This is a genomic window from Prosthecobacter sp. (genome assembly GCF_044226605.1).
Taxonomy (GTDB): domain Bacteria; phylum Verrucomicrobiota; class Verrucomicrobiia; order Verrucomicrobiales; family Verrucomicrobiaceae; genus Prosthecobacter.
Genome location: NZ_JBGAGS010000010.1, coordinates 86,800 through 101,669, shown reverse-complemented (window position 1 = coordinate 101,669; position 14,870 = coordinate 86,800). Strand labels below are relative to the sequence as shown.

Here is a 14,870-nt window from a genome sequence, read left to right as displayed (position 1 = left end):
AGTGTTATTTTTGAATGTGTCGAAGACGAAATGCCATGTGCGAAGCGGTTGATGGCTTTAATTGAATGGTGTCCATTCTTTTCATCTATGAAAACTATTCTCTGCGCACTCACAACACTCCTGCTGTTCGCGAACGCTCATGCAGACCCATCTCAACCCAATCTTGTGAAACCATTGGGCCAAACCGGTTTGTGGGAGCAGAAGCCCGCGTTCTCAGATGAATTCGATGGCGCGGCAGTCGATCCTAAGAAGTGGACAACAAATATTGCGAGTTGGGGACCCTGGACATGGGATGAGAAGAACGCGGTTCAGAAGGACGGCAAGCTAGTGCTGAGCATGACCTATGAACCGCATACACGGAAGAACGGTCTATCGCTGTCTTACAAGTCGGGCATCTTCCGCTCGAAGCTGAAACGCACCTACGGCTATTACGAGGCGCGAATCAAAGGTTGTAGCCTCTTCCCTGGGGCCTGTCCCGCGTTCTGGATTTACAGCGATGGCAAGACCTCAACAGGCGAGGTGCGCTATTGCGAGATCGATTTCGTCGAACTGCAAATGAACGAACTCAATCGCGAAACCAAGGTGCGCGACTCCGTGAATCAGATCGACATGAATCTTCATCTGCGACTTGCAGACAAAGACGGGAAGGTCCGCTGGGTCAGGCCGGGAACGGACCCTGCGCTCTGTAAGAATGCTTGGACGGCTCCTTGGGACCCGCGTGAGGATTTTCACGTCTATGGCTGCGATGTCACCCCTGAAAACATCATCTGGTATATCGATGGCAAGGAAGTTGCCCGGAAGCCCAACCAATACTGGCACCTGCCGATGAACCTCACTCTCTCCCTTGGACTAAGGTATCCGCACATCGGTTGGGTGGGGCAAGAGATGAAACCCCAACCACTGGCAGCAACGGAGAAGGGTTTTCCCACATCAATGGAAGTGGACTATGTGCGTGTGTGGGAGCGCAAGTCCTAGAGCGCGATTCTTGCCAGAAGCAACAGCCTCGCGCTGTAGGCCTTAATAAAATAGTGATTTCGAGAACACACATTCAGATTAGCCCTTCCCACGGAAAACCGGGCGATTTCGGGGCAAAAAGCGGGCAACGATTGTTTGAACACACTTTCAGAAGCGGAGACGGCCAAGTTGAACACATGTGCGAGCCTTGGCGGCAGAGCTAAGGCCGGGGAATGTCACTCACGGACACGGACGGGAGGCGAGAGGCTGGTGGGTTGCAGGACGAATTCGGATAGGTCAATGCCCATCAAGGCTAAAAGAGGATCACCTGCTATCGAGGAAAGGGCGTCTGCGGCGTCCTTATAGGCGTCGGTGAGCACATAAAACTTCCGTTTGTGGTCAAATCGGATGATTCCGCGCTCCGCCAGCGTCTTGAGGGCATCGGAATACGGCCCTTTCTTGATGCCACCACGGTAGCCTTTGTGAAAGCAGAGCCAGATGAGCATGGTTTGAATTCGATCCATGCGTGTTTGCTTGAAAATCGTGGGGGGAATGGCCTCAAAGACGGCGGTAATCAGTTCCAAGAGCGTCTTGGGCTTCAATTCGGGCGTTTGCACGGTTTGCAAATGCTCCATGACGTTGTTCATGTGCTTCGCCGCCCGTTGCCGGAGTGCTTTGAGCAGATGCGGAACATCGTCCCAAGAGCGCCCGCCTGCTTCCGGGTTCAATCCGGCCTCTTTAAGAAGCGCGGCCCGCTGATTGTAGAGTTCGGAATGCACAATCTCGAATCGAATGCGCTTGTTGGTCTTAGCGTAGAGCTTCAAACGCACGTTTTCGGCTATCGGGATGCTGAAACAAGGAGAGTTGTAGAAGCGCCCGGCTTCCTTCACCTGCATTTTGTGCATGGCAGCGGTTCCCTCTGCTTTGGAAAGGTGCATGAGTTTCGTTCCGATCTCCCAAACAGTGGTAATCGGATTGTCTGCGGGGAACTCCCAGAGCGTTTCCACTTCGCTAAGGCTGTATGAGTCTTCCCGATCCCAGCCCATGTGCTTCCAATCGGTTTCCGGGTCATTTTGAAGCACGCTCGTTTCAATAATGTCGCAGGCGCGGGACAATTCCTTGCCCATTTGATCCCCGATCAACTCCAGATACTTCGGCAAGTGTTCTCTATTGGCATACTTCTGCCATTCGGGAGTGGAGGGCAACCAGTTGTCCTGCTCATCAAAGGATTGTTCATCTCCGTGAACACAGCGTTTGCCCTTCCGCCTTTGAAGACGCGGCGTGTGCGGCCTTTTGGGGTTGTCCTGTGGCGGCTGATGCCGGATGAAGCGTTGCAAATTCAGGGACAGTCTCAATCTGGCAAGATGGACATGATCTCCCGTGATAGGCAGGCGGTATTTGTCCTCGTAGAAAAGGCAGTGACCGCCACACAAAGGAGGCTCTTGGCGGCGTGAATCCTTCGGGTGAACGAGGGCTTGTTTCCGAATCACTAGCTTGTTGGAATTCTTGTCAGAAATGATCCGGCGAAAGAAGGCTCCATACAGCGGCTTGCCACCCGGAACGATGTCGGACTCCCATGCGAAATCATTCAGGTAGCCTTTTTCCGCCTCCTCTGAATCGTCTTCGGGTGGGGAACCCAGGTAGCTCTTGAATTCATCCACCATCTCATCACCGGGCGTCAGGCCAAGCACACGCCACGTCCCTAAGTCCAAATCAATTTTATCCTCTCCGGCATCTTCGGGAAGGAACTGCGTAGCGAGGGAAAAGGGCGATGAATTCAAGGCTTGAGCAGGGGGACTGCTTCAAAAATGGCATATTCGATGGTTTTTGCTCGTGTGACTTTGTTCTATAGTAGGCTCGCACATGTGTTCAAAATCGGCTGGTGAGGACTACTCCGCCAATCTGCCACCGTGAGGGAGGTTCCGTGCTTTTGAAAACGAGGGGGCGTGCCATGCGGCACTCAGTCCGTGCTTTTCCGTGGCTTGAATATCTGAACTTTGCTCTCCCCCTCCTGCCGCATGAGCTTCCAATCTCCGAACTCGTCACGGAAGAAGAAGTAACGATAGTGCCCGCCGTAAGGGTCGGGGTTGCTGCGAACCGGGAAAAGTAAAGTGCCAGCCGGAACCCGCCCGCCAGTAGAAATCATGGTTTCACCGCGCTCAAATTTGCCACGCGGCCCTGCATATGAAAACCTTCTGATGATCTCATCGCTTGGGCCGCCGTCGTTGTTTTCGACTGCTGGCGCTTGCTTGACCTCCTCCGGGCGAGGAGTGAACAAGAACATGACAAGTGGAAGTCCTGAATCTGATTTGCCAGTGGAAACCATTGATACGCTAAGGTTGCGCAACGACTCGCCCGAACCTTTTACATCGTCAGAGCCGTCAGCCTCTTTTGTCAGACGGTCCACCAGTCCCCAAGCCTCGCCAGTATTCGCTTCCGGGGACAGAACAAAAATCACCGTATTGGCGAGCAGATATGATTCCTGACTTCTCTCTGGCGGGTGCTTGGTAAAAGCACACATCAATGTGCAAATCCGTTTCGTCTTCGGTTCAAGGTTGATTTTGATGTCGCTTCCATCATCGAACACGCATGACACCCACGGTTCGCCATCAATCGTCTCCTCTTTGAAGGACTCGATTTGCAATCGCTGTTGTTCCTTGTTGAAGGCCGTGCGGAATTCCTCGGCAGTCATGGCAAAAGTCCGCTTCTCTGCGACTGCATCCGCTTTGTCTCCCCCAAAGAAACAGCTTTTCAAAAGCATCATCACCCCCAAGGCAACGATAATGAGGCAACCGCAGCCAAGAATCTCGTCCTTCTTTGTGACAGGCGGCTTTGAAGGCGCTGCTTCTCGTGTTTGAGTTGGGGCTTCGGGGAGGGCTGGCGGTTGCGTATTGTCCATTTGTTTGAGGGGCAGAAAATCAATCTCTGCCACCGCGCCCGGATGATCCGAACGGGTGGCCGGAGAGTTGATAAGCCGCACAAGGACGACCGCGACGGCCTTTAAGCCGGAGGCTCTGGACATAACCGCCGCCTCCCGGCCATTTTCATGGTGGGAAGCGGCGTGTTTCGCGGCACACGCCCGCCGCCTTATGCGAGGTTATCAAGACTCGGCTGGCATCTCTGCCAGCAATGCGAAACTACAGAGTCAGCGGAAAACGCGCAACTGTGAAAAGCGCGTTGCTTCAATCCTCACGGGGGACTGGTTGAGGTTTTGTCCTTGCCGTGTGAAGATGTGACAAATCGAGGCCGGGGTATTCGATCTTGATGATGTCTTCGGCGAGTGTGCGGAGGTAGCCCGCCCCTCTGCCGTAATGGTTCATTTGACGGCTTGCCGGGCCTTCACCGTCTTCCCAGCCTGCGAGGCGTGCCACCGTCTCAGCGGGGAGCCGTGCCGCCCTTGTGGCGTCCCTAAACTGGTGCCTGAAACTGTGCATGGTTGCCCGGCACCCGCTGCCCACGGTCAATTCCACGAAGCGGGCGAACCATTTGGAAAAGGCATCGGAGAAATAGCCCTTGTGACCCGGCGTGAGTTCCGGGAACAAGCGAGGGGATGCACTGTCACGCCTGCGTTCTTGAACGAAATCCATGAAGCCAAGCCGCACCAATTCAGGATGCAATGGAACCTCGCGCTTGCTCTGTTTTGTTTTGAGCTTCTTTTCGCATTTGCTGCCGTCTTCCCGTTCCTCGCGAATGGCTATGAAGGTGATGCCTTCAACGGTCTTCACGTCTTCCGTGTAAAGCTGGCAGGCTTCGTTGCAGCGGAAGCCGTGAAACAGAGACAGCAATGGAACCCAAAAGCGCCCGCCGCGTTCCTTGCCTTGGGCGCATTCCATGTGAAGCGACGAGCGGAAAAGGCGGTTCAGTTCCTCAATCGTGAACTGTGGGCGGGGGGCCGAAACAGCGCCACTTTCAAAAGTTTTGCCAAGCCTTCTGTTTTTGGCCGGGTTCTCAGGGATCATTTTGAAGTCCACCGCCAGATTGAACAGGGCCATGATTTGAATATGGTTATTGCGGAGAGTTTTGGGACTCAAGCGCCTACGGTCTTCCGCTTTGTCCGCTGCCTCCACGGCCTGCGCCAAAGTCATTCCCTTGTAACGCTTCGTGGCGTTTGGTGGAACGCGACGCAACAAATCGAAAAGTTGCCAAATGTCTTCTGGCTGAATCGTGGCAAGCTGCCGTTGCCCTCCAAAAAATTCGCGGATGAGACGGCAAGCCAGCTTGGAAGCATCCTCACTTTTGAGGCTGAGATTTTCGTCTTTGATGATCCGCTTCCGCAGTTCCAAAAGATCGTTCACAGTCTTCCCTTTGGGCTTCTCCGCTGCCGCTTCTGCGTAGGGATGAACGCCTTTGAAAAGGGGATCATGTTCCTTCACGATTTCGCCCTTGAGCATGTCTTGAGCGCGGCGGTAATACTCCAAAAGCGCCCGCAAGAAAACCGGGCGGAGCGTCTTGAAAGCGGGGCTTGTCACTGCGCATTCAATGTTTTCCGCCTTGAGGAACCGCTGCAATTCGCGGGTGCCGTCCAGCGGCTTGCCTTGGAAGACCTCGCCGCGTGCCAAGTCGTATTCATCATCTTGAACATTAGAGCGCATTTGCTCGCGTTCGTGCTCCGAGAGAAAGCGGCCCTCCTCCTGCATCCATTCCTCGAACTTGTGTTCAAAGCTGGCGAGGTAGCGGACGGCCATTTGATAGGCTTCCTTTTCAGGAATGACCGTCAAAAGCTGCTTTTCCTCCTTGGCCGGGGGAGCCTTTGAAGCCCGAAGTTTGTTCCTTGTGAGGTCAAAGATTTGGGCGGCTCGCTCATGTTCGGCAATGACTTTGCGGCAGGCTTCCCGGTAGTCGGATGTTCTCAAAGCCTTGCGGAGCATCTTCTTTCCAAGGGCGGCTTGGAGTTCGAGAGGCACTTTGAAGTTGGTATAGTAGCGCTGTTTGCGAAGCAGCAAACCCTGTTGGCGGGGCATGTCTTGGAAGGGGGCAAGTGTGACAGTTCGGGGTTCCATGTCACTACCTTACCCCTTGATCCCCAAGGCCGTCCAAGCATCTAAGGTGCTCGAAAACGGGGCGGCGGAGAGGGTGGGATTCGAACCCACGGTAGTTGTTACACTACGTCTGATTTCGAGTCAGGTGCCTTCAACCACTCAGCCACCTCTCCTTGATTCAGCGAGACGGAAGCCTAGTGCGTCTGCGGATGAATGCAAGGCGCGGGTTGCATCGGGGGCGGAGATTTGAGGGGAAATCGCAGGTAATGGCGTGGCGAAGGTGCCGGGCTCATCTCGACGGAGCGAGAGGGCTACTTTTTGGGCAGCTTCACCTTGCCGTGTTTGACGCTGAGGTGGGGGCTGTGGCGGGACAGGTAGCGCCAGGGGTAGTCGATGGCCTGGCTGATGCCAACGCGGATGTCGGTGGCGATTTCGTGGGTGGATGAAGAGGGCTGAATGAGGCCGCAGCCAGTGGGGCGGCCTTTGCCTGCCATGGGGAGGCCGTGGTGGGTGCCGTCGATGCCGAGGGCGAGTGCGAGCTTGCCGGGGCCGGAGCAGAGTTCGTGGAGTTTTTCGCGGTGACGGCGCTGCTGCATTTGTTTAATGCCGCGGGTGGGTTCGAGGGCACGAATGAGGATGAGGCCGTCCTGGGAGCCGCCTTTGACGAGGAGATTGAAGAGCCAGTACATGCCGTAGTTGAAATAGACGTAGGCGGTGCCAGCGGGGTGGGTCTTGACGAACTCGCGGGCGCTGGGACGGGTGGCGGTGTGGGCGGCGAGGTCGCCCTCGACGGAATAGGCTTCGGTTTCGACGATGATGCCGGCGGTGCCTTTCCAGACGAGTTCAACGCCGATGAGATCGCGGGCGACGGTGAGGACATCGCGCTGGAAAAAGGAGGTGCCGAGGTAGGGCATGGTTTAGAGGCCGGTGGGGTGATCGACGAACTCCCAGGGGATGCCGAATTTTTGCTCGATGTAGGCGGAGAGGGCTTTAACGCCGAAGGTCTCGGTGGCGTAGTGGCCGCCGTAGATGAGATTGACGCCGATCTCTTCGGCGAGGGTGTAGCTCCAGTGGGGGCCTTCGCCGGTGATGAAGGTGTCGATGCCGGCCTTGGCGACGGTGGCGACTTCGGAGCCTGCGCCGCCGGTCATGATGCCGATCTTGCGGCAGGTGGCGGGGCCGCCGGGGCAGAGATGAACGCGGGCGCCGGTGGCGGTGGCGAGGCGCTGCACAAGTTCGTCGCGGCTGATTTCGGTTTCGATCTTGGCGCCGTTTTCGGTGCCTTTGGTTTTCATGAAGGTGCCGCAGGGTTCAAAGCCGAGGGAGCGGGCGAGCACGGCGTCGTTGCCGAGGGTGGGGTGGAAGTCGAGTGGGAGGTGGCAGCTATAGACGGCAAGACCGGCGTCGAGGGCGGTCTTGATTTTTTGGAAGACGGGGCCGGTCCAGGTTTGGAGGCCGGTCCAGAACATGCCGTGGTGGACGATGAGGAGATCGGCACCTGCGGCGGCGGCTTTGGTGATGACGGGCAGGGTGGCATCGACAGCGGCGACGATCTTGGTGACTTGGCCGCTGCGGTTTTCAAGCTGGAGGCCGTTGAGGGCGTTGGAGTAATCAGCGATCTCTGAGATGCGCAGTTCGGTGTCGAGATGGGAGACGAGGTCGGCGAGATTCATGCTGGACAGTGGGTGAGGCGATTCGATAACATGGGATCATGTGCTGCTTCACAGGAAAAGTCGAGGAGGTCAAAAACACGCGGATCTTTGCGCGGCTGGGCGAGCATGGGAACCAGGTGCTGATCTATCAGATGTCGGTGAATGTGCCGCGGGATCTGGCCATGGTGCTGCCGGTGCCGGTGAAAAAGGGCACGGGAGAGAAGGAGGTGAAGTTTTTTGACTTCTCGAAGTACGCCTCAGTGTTTGATGATCTGTGGGAGATGTTTCCTTCTCGTTTGACCTATGGGGACACGTTTGCGGCAGCAATTCCCGCTTCGGCGAGCCGGTCCCTCGAGGTGGTCTCGGTGGGAGCCTACGATGCGAGCTTTGTGCCGACGGCGGCGGATTTCAGCCGGCTGGACGAGCGCTTTCGCCTGGCTGAGGGAACCTGGGACAAGCTGCCGGGATATGCGGACTTTGGCTTTGCGGTGTTCAAGCTGAAGCCGGGCAATGCGCAGGTGCATCCGATGGCGTTTTCATTTCCGACGGCGCTGGCGGGGACGGTGTTTTTCCCGACGATGCACATTCACGACGGGAAGATTCACGCGAAGGAGACCTTTGACCATAAGCTCTACCTGCAAGGCTCAGGACTGAATGTGATGGGCGGCGGCTGGGAGGAGTCTCCGGGGCTGGCGGTGACGAAGGTGAAATGTGGCTACACGCATGGGATGGTGAGGCCGGAGATGCATGTGTATCGGAACCAGATTCGCGGAATCTGTGACAACGGGGACATTTTGGTGAAGCCGAAGAAGGCTTGAGCATGACGAAGGCTGAAGTCACACGATTTGCCCCGAGCCCCACTGGCTGGCTGCATCTTGGGCATGCGTATGCGGCGCTGTTTGCGCATGAGCAGGCGGCGGGCGGGCGGTTTCTCATCCGGCTGGAGGATATCGACGGCACGCGGGCGAGGGCGGAGTATGAAGCGGCGATTTTTGAAGACCTGGCGTGGCTGGGGCTGGAGTGGGAGCAGCCGGTGCGGAAGCAGTCGGAGCACTTTGAGGATTATCGCGTGGCTTTGACGAAGCTGGAGGGGCTGGGGGTGCTGTATCCGTGCTTTTGCACGAGGCGGGAGATTCAGGAGGAGATCGCGCGGGCCGGGAATGCGCCGCAGGGGCCGGACGGGCCGCTGTATCCGGGGACGTGCAGGAGTCGCAGTGCGGAAGAGCGTGCGCAGCGCATGGCGGCGGGAGAGCAGTATGCGCTAAGGCTGGACGTGGCGAAGGCGATGGGGCTTGTGAACGAAGATTTGGAATGGACGGACCGGGGGCGGGGAGTTTTCCAAGCGCAGCCGGGGGTGTTTGGCGATGTGGTGCTGGCGCGGAAGGACACGCCGGCGAGCTATCACCTGGCGGTGGTGGTGGATGATGCGCTGCAGGGGATCACGCTGGTGACCCGGGGGGAGGACCTGCTGGAGGCGACGCACCTGCACCGGCTGCTGCAGGCGCTGCTGGGACTGCCAGTGCCGGAGTGGCGGCACCATGGGCTGATCGTGGATGAGAACGGGAAGCGGCTGGCGAAGCGGGATGATGCGCGGTCGCTGAGGAGTCTGAGGGCAGAGGGGTGGACCCCCGAACAAGTGAGGAATATGATCAAAATTCAAATAGATCACGTCAAGCTACCATGATTCACTTCGAAGACTTTCCGTATGCTCAGCTTCGCGAAGCGATGAACACGATCGCGGGTCGTATGGCCACGGTGTTTGGCGCCATGGTGCTGGGAAGTTTGCTGGCATCGTTTACCGCCACGGAGTCATGGAGTGACATGTTCGGGTGCATTCCTCCTATCAGCTGGTTGCTGGAACTTTTTAATGGGCGCGGTTTCATCGTACTGCCCGGCATCGTTGTCTTTGCCATCCTGTTTGTGAGGATGCAATGGCCCCTGCCGCTGGTTTTACTGGTGACTGCAGTCATGTGGTGGGATGGCCATGGTGCCATCCGTTGGGCAAGGTACGACAGTCCTGCCGTCAAGCGGGGGCAGGAGTTCGCGTGGCCGATGGGGCGTGGCAGGCAATCAAAGTAATCGATCCCCTGTTTCAAAACCCGACGACGGGAGGAGGGACGGTGCGGGCACCGCCGCCGCCGAGGGGATTGCCCTTGGATTCTTCGATTTCGGCGACCACGTTGTCTTTGAAACTGATGCTGAGGGTGCCGACTTCCACACGGACGTAAACGACGGTTTGCACGATCTGGCCGAAGGCGTTGACACCGGTGCTGGTCTGCGGGACCTGATCGTAGATGGCGTATTCCACGCGCTCCTCCTTGCCCGCGGCGGTGACTTTGCTGGACTTGCGGGAGGGTTTGCCCATGGAGGACTGGACTTCCTCTCTCGTCATGCCGAGCGCGACCTGCTTGTGCTGGATGAGATCATCGACCATCTTGGTGCGCTCATAGAGTTTTTTGAGGTTCGCGTTCAGATTGGGATCGGCGGAGAGCATGTCGGCCATGCGAACCCAGCCGGCGACATCGCCATGGCGGGCGCGGCCGCGGACGCGGTAGGCGGTGTCAGACATGGCCAGCAGGGTGACGACGGTGCCGGGGGCGAAGGAGCCGAGAGCGCCCTGCAGCTTGCTGGTGGGGTAAACGGGGGCCTCCAGCTGGACTTTGAGGATGATGGGCTTTGGGGTCATGCCCTCGAGGGCAAAGGTGCCGGGCTCGACGGTGGGCAGGGAGGAGCGGTTGCGCGGGGAGGAGGCGGCGGATTGCGCCTGGGCGGCCTGAGTGATGCAGACGGCAAGGAGAACCAAACAGATCGCTTTCATGGCAGGGTGGTTGGGAATTCGGCTGAGAGTAGCCGACTCAGACGGTTATGAGCAACCTTTTGTTCGACGCATAAAATCTCCCGCGTATTCCTTTCCACCCCCAGCCATGCCAAACGGACCCCTTTCCACCAAACTTTTCGACCTCGCCAAGCAGTACATCCCCGGAGGCGTGAACTCGCCGGTGCGCGCCTTCCGCAACGTGGGCGGCGACCCCTTCTTTGTGAAGCGCGCCAAGGGCTGCCGCATCTATGATGTGGATGACCGCAGCATGATCGACTACGTGGGCACCTGGGGTCCGGCGATTCTGGGCCATGCGCCAGTGCCGGTGATCGAGGCGATCCACACGGCGGCGAAGGAGGGGGTGAGCTTTGGCATTCCGAACCTGTATGAGGTGGAGATGGCGCGGACGATTTGTGAATGGGTGCCGAGCATCCAGAAGGTGCGCATGGTGAGCAGCGGTACGGAGGCGACGATGTCGGCGATCCGGCTGGCGCGTGGGTTTACCGGAAGGGACCGGCTGGTGAAGTTTGACGGCTGCTACCACGGCCACTCGGACAGCCTGCTGGTGGCGGCAGGCAGCGGGGCGCTGACGCATGGGAACCCGGACAGTGCCGGGGTGCCGAAGAGTTTTGCGGAGCTGACAAGCGTGCTGCCTTTCAATGATGAGGCGGCGCTGGAGGAGCTGTTTGAGAAGCAGGGGCACGAGATCGCGTGTGTGATCGTGGAGCCGTATCCGGCGAATGCGGGTCTCATTCTGCCGAAGCCGGGCTTTCTGCAGAAACTGCGGGACATCACGGCCAAGCATGGGGCGCTGCTGATTTTTGACGAGGTGATGACGGGCTTCCGTCTCGCCCGTGGCGGAGTGCAGGAGCTGGAGAAGATCACGCCGGATCTGACCTGCCTTGGCAAGGTGATCGGCGGCGGGCTGCCAGTGGGTGCCTTTGGTGGTCGTGCGGATGTGATGGACAAGCTGGCACCGATCGGTCCGGTGTATCAGGCCGGGACGCTGAGCGGCAATCCGGTGGCGCTGGCGGCGGGCCTGGCGCAATTGCGCGAGCTGGAGAAGAAGAACGGCTATGCGCTGCTGGAGAACCTGGGGCAGATCATGGAGGACGCCGTGCTGGAGGTGCTGAAGAAGAAGGGGCTGAACTACCGGTGGTATCGCCGTGGGAGCATGTTCTGCCTGTTCTTTACGGAGAAGGAAGTGCACAGCCTGCAGGATGCGAAGACGAGCGATCTGGCGGCGTTTCGCAAGTTCTTCCACCACTGCCTGGACAACGGGGTGTACTTTGCGCCGAGCCAGTTTGAGACGGGATTCATCAGCATGGCGCACAGCCGGGATGACCTGGAGCAGACGGCGGAGGTGGCGGCGGCGGCGCTGGGGGCGTTGTAACTTGATTTTCCGCATGCCATGCGTCCGACCACAACGACCATCGGAATATGCGCAGTGGTTCAATTCGTGGTAATTGCGAGCGGGTGGTTGCTCACGAGATCCTTTCGCAAGATCTACTTGATCGCGAGTGAGCAGGGAATCTTGGAGCCCAGCCCAGGGCTCCTCAGCAGTGGCTATGCAAGCCACGGCTGGCTTCTGCTGCCTGTTCCGTTGCTGGGATGCGTTTGGCTGCTCTGGCGCATCAGGAACGATCCCGAACGCCATCACAGCACTGCGGTGACTGGAAGAATGTGTCTTGTACTTACCGTCGCGATTTTTGCAGCATGCACATGGATGACCAAAAGGATGATGTCCGCAGCCTTCGATCCGCGCGAAGTGCCTCTCAAACTTCTGGTTGTGCCCCGGTGAGAGCGGATGTGCGGGTGGGGGTGTAAAAGAGGGTTTCGAACGGGAGACGGCATGGTAGTTTTCTCCCATGCCGCAGTTTACCATTGATCTTCCCGATGAACTCATGGCCGACCTGTATCGCAAGGCGCAGGCGTGGAATCGATCTATTGAGCGCTTCTTGGCGGACTACGTCGTCATGTGCCTGGAGAATGAGAAACCGGCTACAGTGGATACAAGGCGTGAGGCGCTGGAGGACATTCTTGAAGAGCGGGACAAGGGGCCGTTTGTAGTGATCGATGATCGTGACGCATTCGTTGAGCGGATCATGGCCAGGGCTCGAGCACGTATAGAGGGTGTCGCTGCCCGTGGTTAAGCCGTAGCGTTTGCCAAAGCGCAGCGCCGCCAGTAGCATGCACACCATGTCTGAACCTCGTTTTGCCGTTGCCCAGTTGGATGAAATCACGCCGACGCCGTGTCCGTGCGGGCAGGCGAGGAGGGCGTTTAAGGAGGACTGGAATACACTGGCGACAGTGCACCTGACGGACATCCATGCGGACTCGAAGGCGCACTACCACAAGAAGATGACGGAGATCTATATTGTGCTGGAGGGAGAGGGGCATCTGGAGGTGGACGGGCAGATCGTGCCGCTGAAGCCGATGACGACGGTGATGATCCGGCCTGGGTGTGTGCACCGGGCGGTGGGAAAACTCAAAATCATCAATGTGCCGATGCCGCCGTTTGATCCGGCGGATGAATTTGAGGTGTGACATCCATTCTGCGGACGATGAAGCGCTTTCTGTCTCGTCGCTTTTTTGCCAAGCTGGTGGCAGGCTTGGTGGTGCTGGGACTGGTCGTGGTCGCGGTGGAAAACTGGACGGGGGCACGTGCTCTAGCGAAGGCCAAAGAGGACTTTATGGGGAAGGGAGGGGTGCTCGAATTTGCGGCGCTGCATGCAGCACCCATTCCGGCGGAGAAAAACTTTTTCGCCATTGAGCAGCTGGATGGCATTTCGACTCCCCGAAAAGAGCAGGAGCCGTCGCTTCATGGTAAACTTCGTTCATTGGACTGGATGTATGGATCCTTTGAAAAGCATCCCAAGGCACGGCACCCGAATCTATATGGCGGCTGCGCAACGAGCGAGCCTCTGGATGTAAAAAACGCGGCAGCCTACCTTTCTGAAGTCTCCTACATCGACACAGCGCCGGATGCTGATGCGGCACAAGTTCTGGCGGCGATTGACAGATTGCACCCGCTGCTCAAAGAGCTGAGTGATGCTGCGGTGAACCGGCCCGAGGCGTGCTTTGATCATTCCGCAGCGCTCAATTTCACAGGCGCACCTTACAAGCGTCCTTCACCCAACCTGAGCGAGGTCATTGCAGCCGCCAAAGGGCTGGCATTGCGTGCGCAGATGGCCGTGGAAGCTGGCGATCCGGAAAGTGCGGTGCGCTCCATTCAGGCCTCGATGCGCTTTACCCAGGCGCTGGGCGAGGAGCCTTTGTTTCTCAGCCTGTTGTGCGCCATCTCAACGGCCGTTTTAGAGTCGAACTCCATCTGGCTGATGCTTCATCGCCACACGGCTTCCTCTGAGCAACTGGCGCGGGTGCAGACGGATCTGGAGCGACTGGATTTCAGACGTTTTCTGTTTCAAACCACACGCGGTGAGATGGTGTTGCAGATGGAGAGCATCGAATGGTATAAGGGGCATCGTGACGACTGCCTCAGCGCTTTCTCGCAATTGCAAGTGCTGAAGGATCAAACGGAGCCAGCGTGGCATGCATCAGCCGCCATTTACTTCATTCCGCCAGGCTGGTTTGATCACAATGAGGCCACTGTGTTGCGGCTGGGATCCAAGTATCTGATTGAGCCGGTGATGAGCCGTGATGGACGCGGGATGATTCGTGGCTGTGACGAAATGGCAGGTTTGTTAGACGAACGTCGTGGAATGACTTCGCCGCATCATGTCTGGAGTGCACTCGGCTTTCCCCCGTTCCGTCTGATTATTCAAGAGGCCATTTATTGCGAAACTTTGAGACGGCAGTGTGTCGCCGCGGTTGCTATTGAGCGCTACCGGCTGGCGCATGGGAAGCTGCCGGCGGCACTGGGGGACGTTGTGCCGGAATTTTATTCTGCGGTGCCGCAGGATATCATGGACGCCGCGCCTATGAAGTACCGGGTGGAAGGGGAGGAAGCTTTCGCGCTTTGGTCGATCGGGTGGGATGGCAAGGATGACGGTGGCAAACGCCCGGATGGCAAAGAAGCGAAACGTGTGAACAGGGAAGATTACCTCGGAGACTGGGTGTGGAAAAACTGAACCTGAGCACTGGTCAAGGAGGGGAGAGAATGCTTGATTCTGCGGCATGACTCCTGTTTTTGCAGATCCAGATTCGACGCGTGTCGGCTTTGCGAAGAGCATTCTGGAGTCGGCGGGCATCGAGAGTTTCGTGCAGAATGAAAACACGCGGACGCTGGGGCCGAAGATGTTTGGATTTTCGGAGACGATGCTGAACGAGCCGCAGCTGTGCGTGGTGGATGATGCACGCGCGGAGGAGGCGGCGGCACTGCTGCGGGAGCATTTTGGCAGCGCGAGTGATGCTGGGGAATGGATCTGCGCCGGGTGCAAAGAATCAAATCCTGGCTCGTTTGAAGAGTGCTGGAAATGCCAGGCGGCGAAACCTGAATGAACTGAC

15 protein-coding genes and 1 tRNA gene are annotated in these 14,870 nt (G+C 57.8%); 9 read left to right on the top strand and 7 right to left on the bottom strand.

The window, feature by feature from the left end:
- Positions 1–87 precede the first annotated feature (87 nt).
- On the top strand, positions 88–975 hold the full coding sequence (locus tag ACILSO_RS15370; protein WP_184208837.1) for a kappa-carrageenase: 888 nt from the start codon (positions 88–90) through the stop codon (positions 973–975).
- Between the two features lie 215 nt (positions 976–1,190).
- On the opposite strand, the gene ACILSO_RS15365 is transcribed toward ACILSO_RS15370, so the two are convergent.
- The 6 genes from ACILSO_RS15365 to ACILSO_RS15340 all read right to left on the bottom strand — a co-directional run bounded on the left by ACILSO_RS15365 (position 1,191) and on the right by ACILSO_RS15340 (position 7,606).
- Entirely contained in the window at positions 1,191–2,735 is a 1,545-nt protein-coding gene (locus ACILSO_RS15365; protein WP_395738313.1) for a hypothetical protein, read from the bottom strand.
- Positions 2,736–2,914: 179 nt separating this feature from the next.
- Positions 2,915–3,976 carry a hypothetical protein gene (locus ACILSO_RS15360; protein WP_395738312.1) on the bottom strand — a complete coding sequence of 354 codons (1,062 nt, stop codon included), beginning with the start codon at positions 3,974–3,976 and terminating at the stop codon, positions 2,915–2,917.
- Between the two features lie 160 nt (positions 3,977–4,136).
- Positions 4,137–5,915 carry a DUF6538 domain-containing protein gene (locus ACILSO_RS15355; protein ID WP_395738311.1) on the bottom strand — a complete coding sequence of 593 codons (1,779 nt, stop codon included), beginning with the start codon at positions 5,913–5,915 and terminating at the stop codon, positions 4,137–4,139.
- Positions 5,916–6,019: 104 nt separating this feature from the next.
- Positions 6,020–6,106 (bottom strand) — tRNA-Ser (locus ACILSO_RS15350).
- A gap of 138 nt (positions 6,107–6,244) precedes the next feature.
- The gene (locus ACILSO_RS15345) at positions 6,245–6,847 is read right to left on the bottom strand and encodes a DNA-3-methyladenine glycosylase (RefSeq protein ID WP_395738310.1); all 603 of its coding nucleotides are present in this window, start codon (positions 6,845–6,847) and stop codon (positions 6,245–6,247) included.
- 3 nt (positions 6,848–6,850) lie between these two features.
- Positions 6,851–7,606 (bottom strand): Nif3-like dinuclear metal center hexameric protein, encoded by a 756-nt coding sequence (locus ACILSO_RS15340; RefSeq protein ID WP_395738309.1) that lies wholly within the window; start codon positions 7,604–7,606, stop codon positions 6,851–6,853.
- 38 nt (positions 7,607–7,644) lie between these two features.
- Here ACILSO_RS15340 and ACILSO_RS15335 point away from each other — a divergent pair, with 38 nt between their 5' ends.
- Genes ACILSO_RS15335 through ACILSO_RS15325 form a run of 3 tightly spaced genes read left to right on the top strand, consistent with a single transcriptional unit; the run spans position 7,645 to position 9,664 of the window.
- On the top strand, positions 7,645–8,403 hold the full coding sequence (locus tag ACILSO_RS15335) for a hypothetical protein (RefSeq protein WP_395738308.1): 759 nt from the start codon (positions 7,645–7,647) through the stop codon (positions 8,401–8,403).
- Between the two features lie 2 nt (positions 8,404–8,405).
- Positions 8,406–9,269 carry a tRNA glutamyl-Q(34) synthetase GluQRS gene (gene gluQRS / locus ACILSO_RS15330; RefSeq protein ID WP_395738307.1) on the top strand — a complete coding sequence of 288 codons (864 nt, stop codon included), beginning with the start codon at positions 8,406–8,408 and terminating at the stop codon, positions 9,267–9,269.
- Positions 9,266–9,664 carry a hypothetical protein gene (locus ACILSO_RS15325; RefSeq protein WP_395738306.1) on the top strand — a complete coding sequence of 133 codons (399 nt, stop codon included), beginning with the start codon at positions 9,266–9,268 and terminating at the stop codon, positions 9,662–9,664. Before gluQRS ends, ACILSO_RS15325 begins: the two co-directional genes overlap by 4 nt.
- Before the next feature lie 13 nt (positions 9,665–9,677).
- Here ACILSO_RS15325 and ACILSO_RS15320 read toward each other — a convergent pair whose 3' ends face one another.
- Complete coding sequence (locus tag ACILSO_RS15320) at positions 9,678–10,403, bottom strand: hypothetical protein (RefSeq protein ID WP_395738305.1); 726 nt, start codon at positions 10,401–10,403, stop codon at positions 9,678–9,680.
- 106 nt (positions 10,404–10,509) lie between these two features.
- Here ACILSO_RS15320 and hemL point away from each other — a divergent pair, with 106 nt between their 5' ends.
- The 5 genes from hemL to ACILSO_RS15295 all read left to right on the top strand — a co-directional run bounded on the left by hemL (position 10,510) and on the right by ACILSO_RS15295 (position 14,864).
- Positions 10,510–11,796 carry a glutamate-1-semialdehyde 2,1-aminomutase gene (gene hemL, locus ACILSO_RS15315; RefSeq protein ID WP_395738304.1) on the top strand — a complete coding sequence of 429 codons (1,287 nt, stop codon included), beginning with the start codon at positions 10,510–10,512 and terminating at the stop codon, positions 11,794–11,796.
- Between the two features lie 475 nt (positions 11,797–12,271).
- Positions 12,272–12,556, top strand: coding sequence for a hypothetical protein (locus tag ACILSO_RS15310; RefSeq protein WP_395738303.1), 285 nt, complete (start codon positions 12,272–12,274; stop codon positions 12,554–12,556).
- A 46-nt stretch (positions 12,557–12,602) separates the two neighbouring features.
- Entirely contained in the window at positions 12,603–12,950 is a 348-nt protein-coding gene (locus ACILSO_RS15305) for a cupin domain-containing protein (protein ID WP_184339700.1), read from the top strand.
- Positions 12,951–12,967: 17 nt separating this feature from the next.
- Entirely contained in the window at positions 12,968–14,494 is a 1,527-nt protein-coding gene (locus tag ACILSO_RS15300; protein ID WP_395738302.1) for a hypothetical protein, read from the top strand.
- A 46-nt stretch (positions 14,495–14,540) separates the two neighbouring features.
- Complete coding sequence (locus tag ACILSO_RS15295; protein WP_395738301.1) at positions 14,541–14,864, top strand: putative signal transducing protein; 324 nt, start codon at positions 14,541–14,543, stop codon at positions 14,862–14,864.
- Positions 14,865–14,870: the final 6 nt, after the last annotated feature.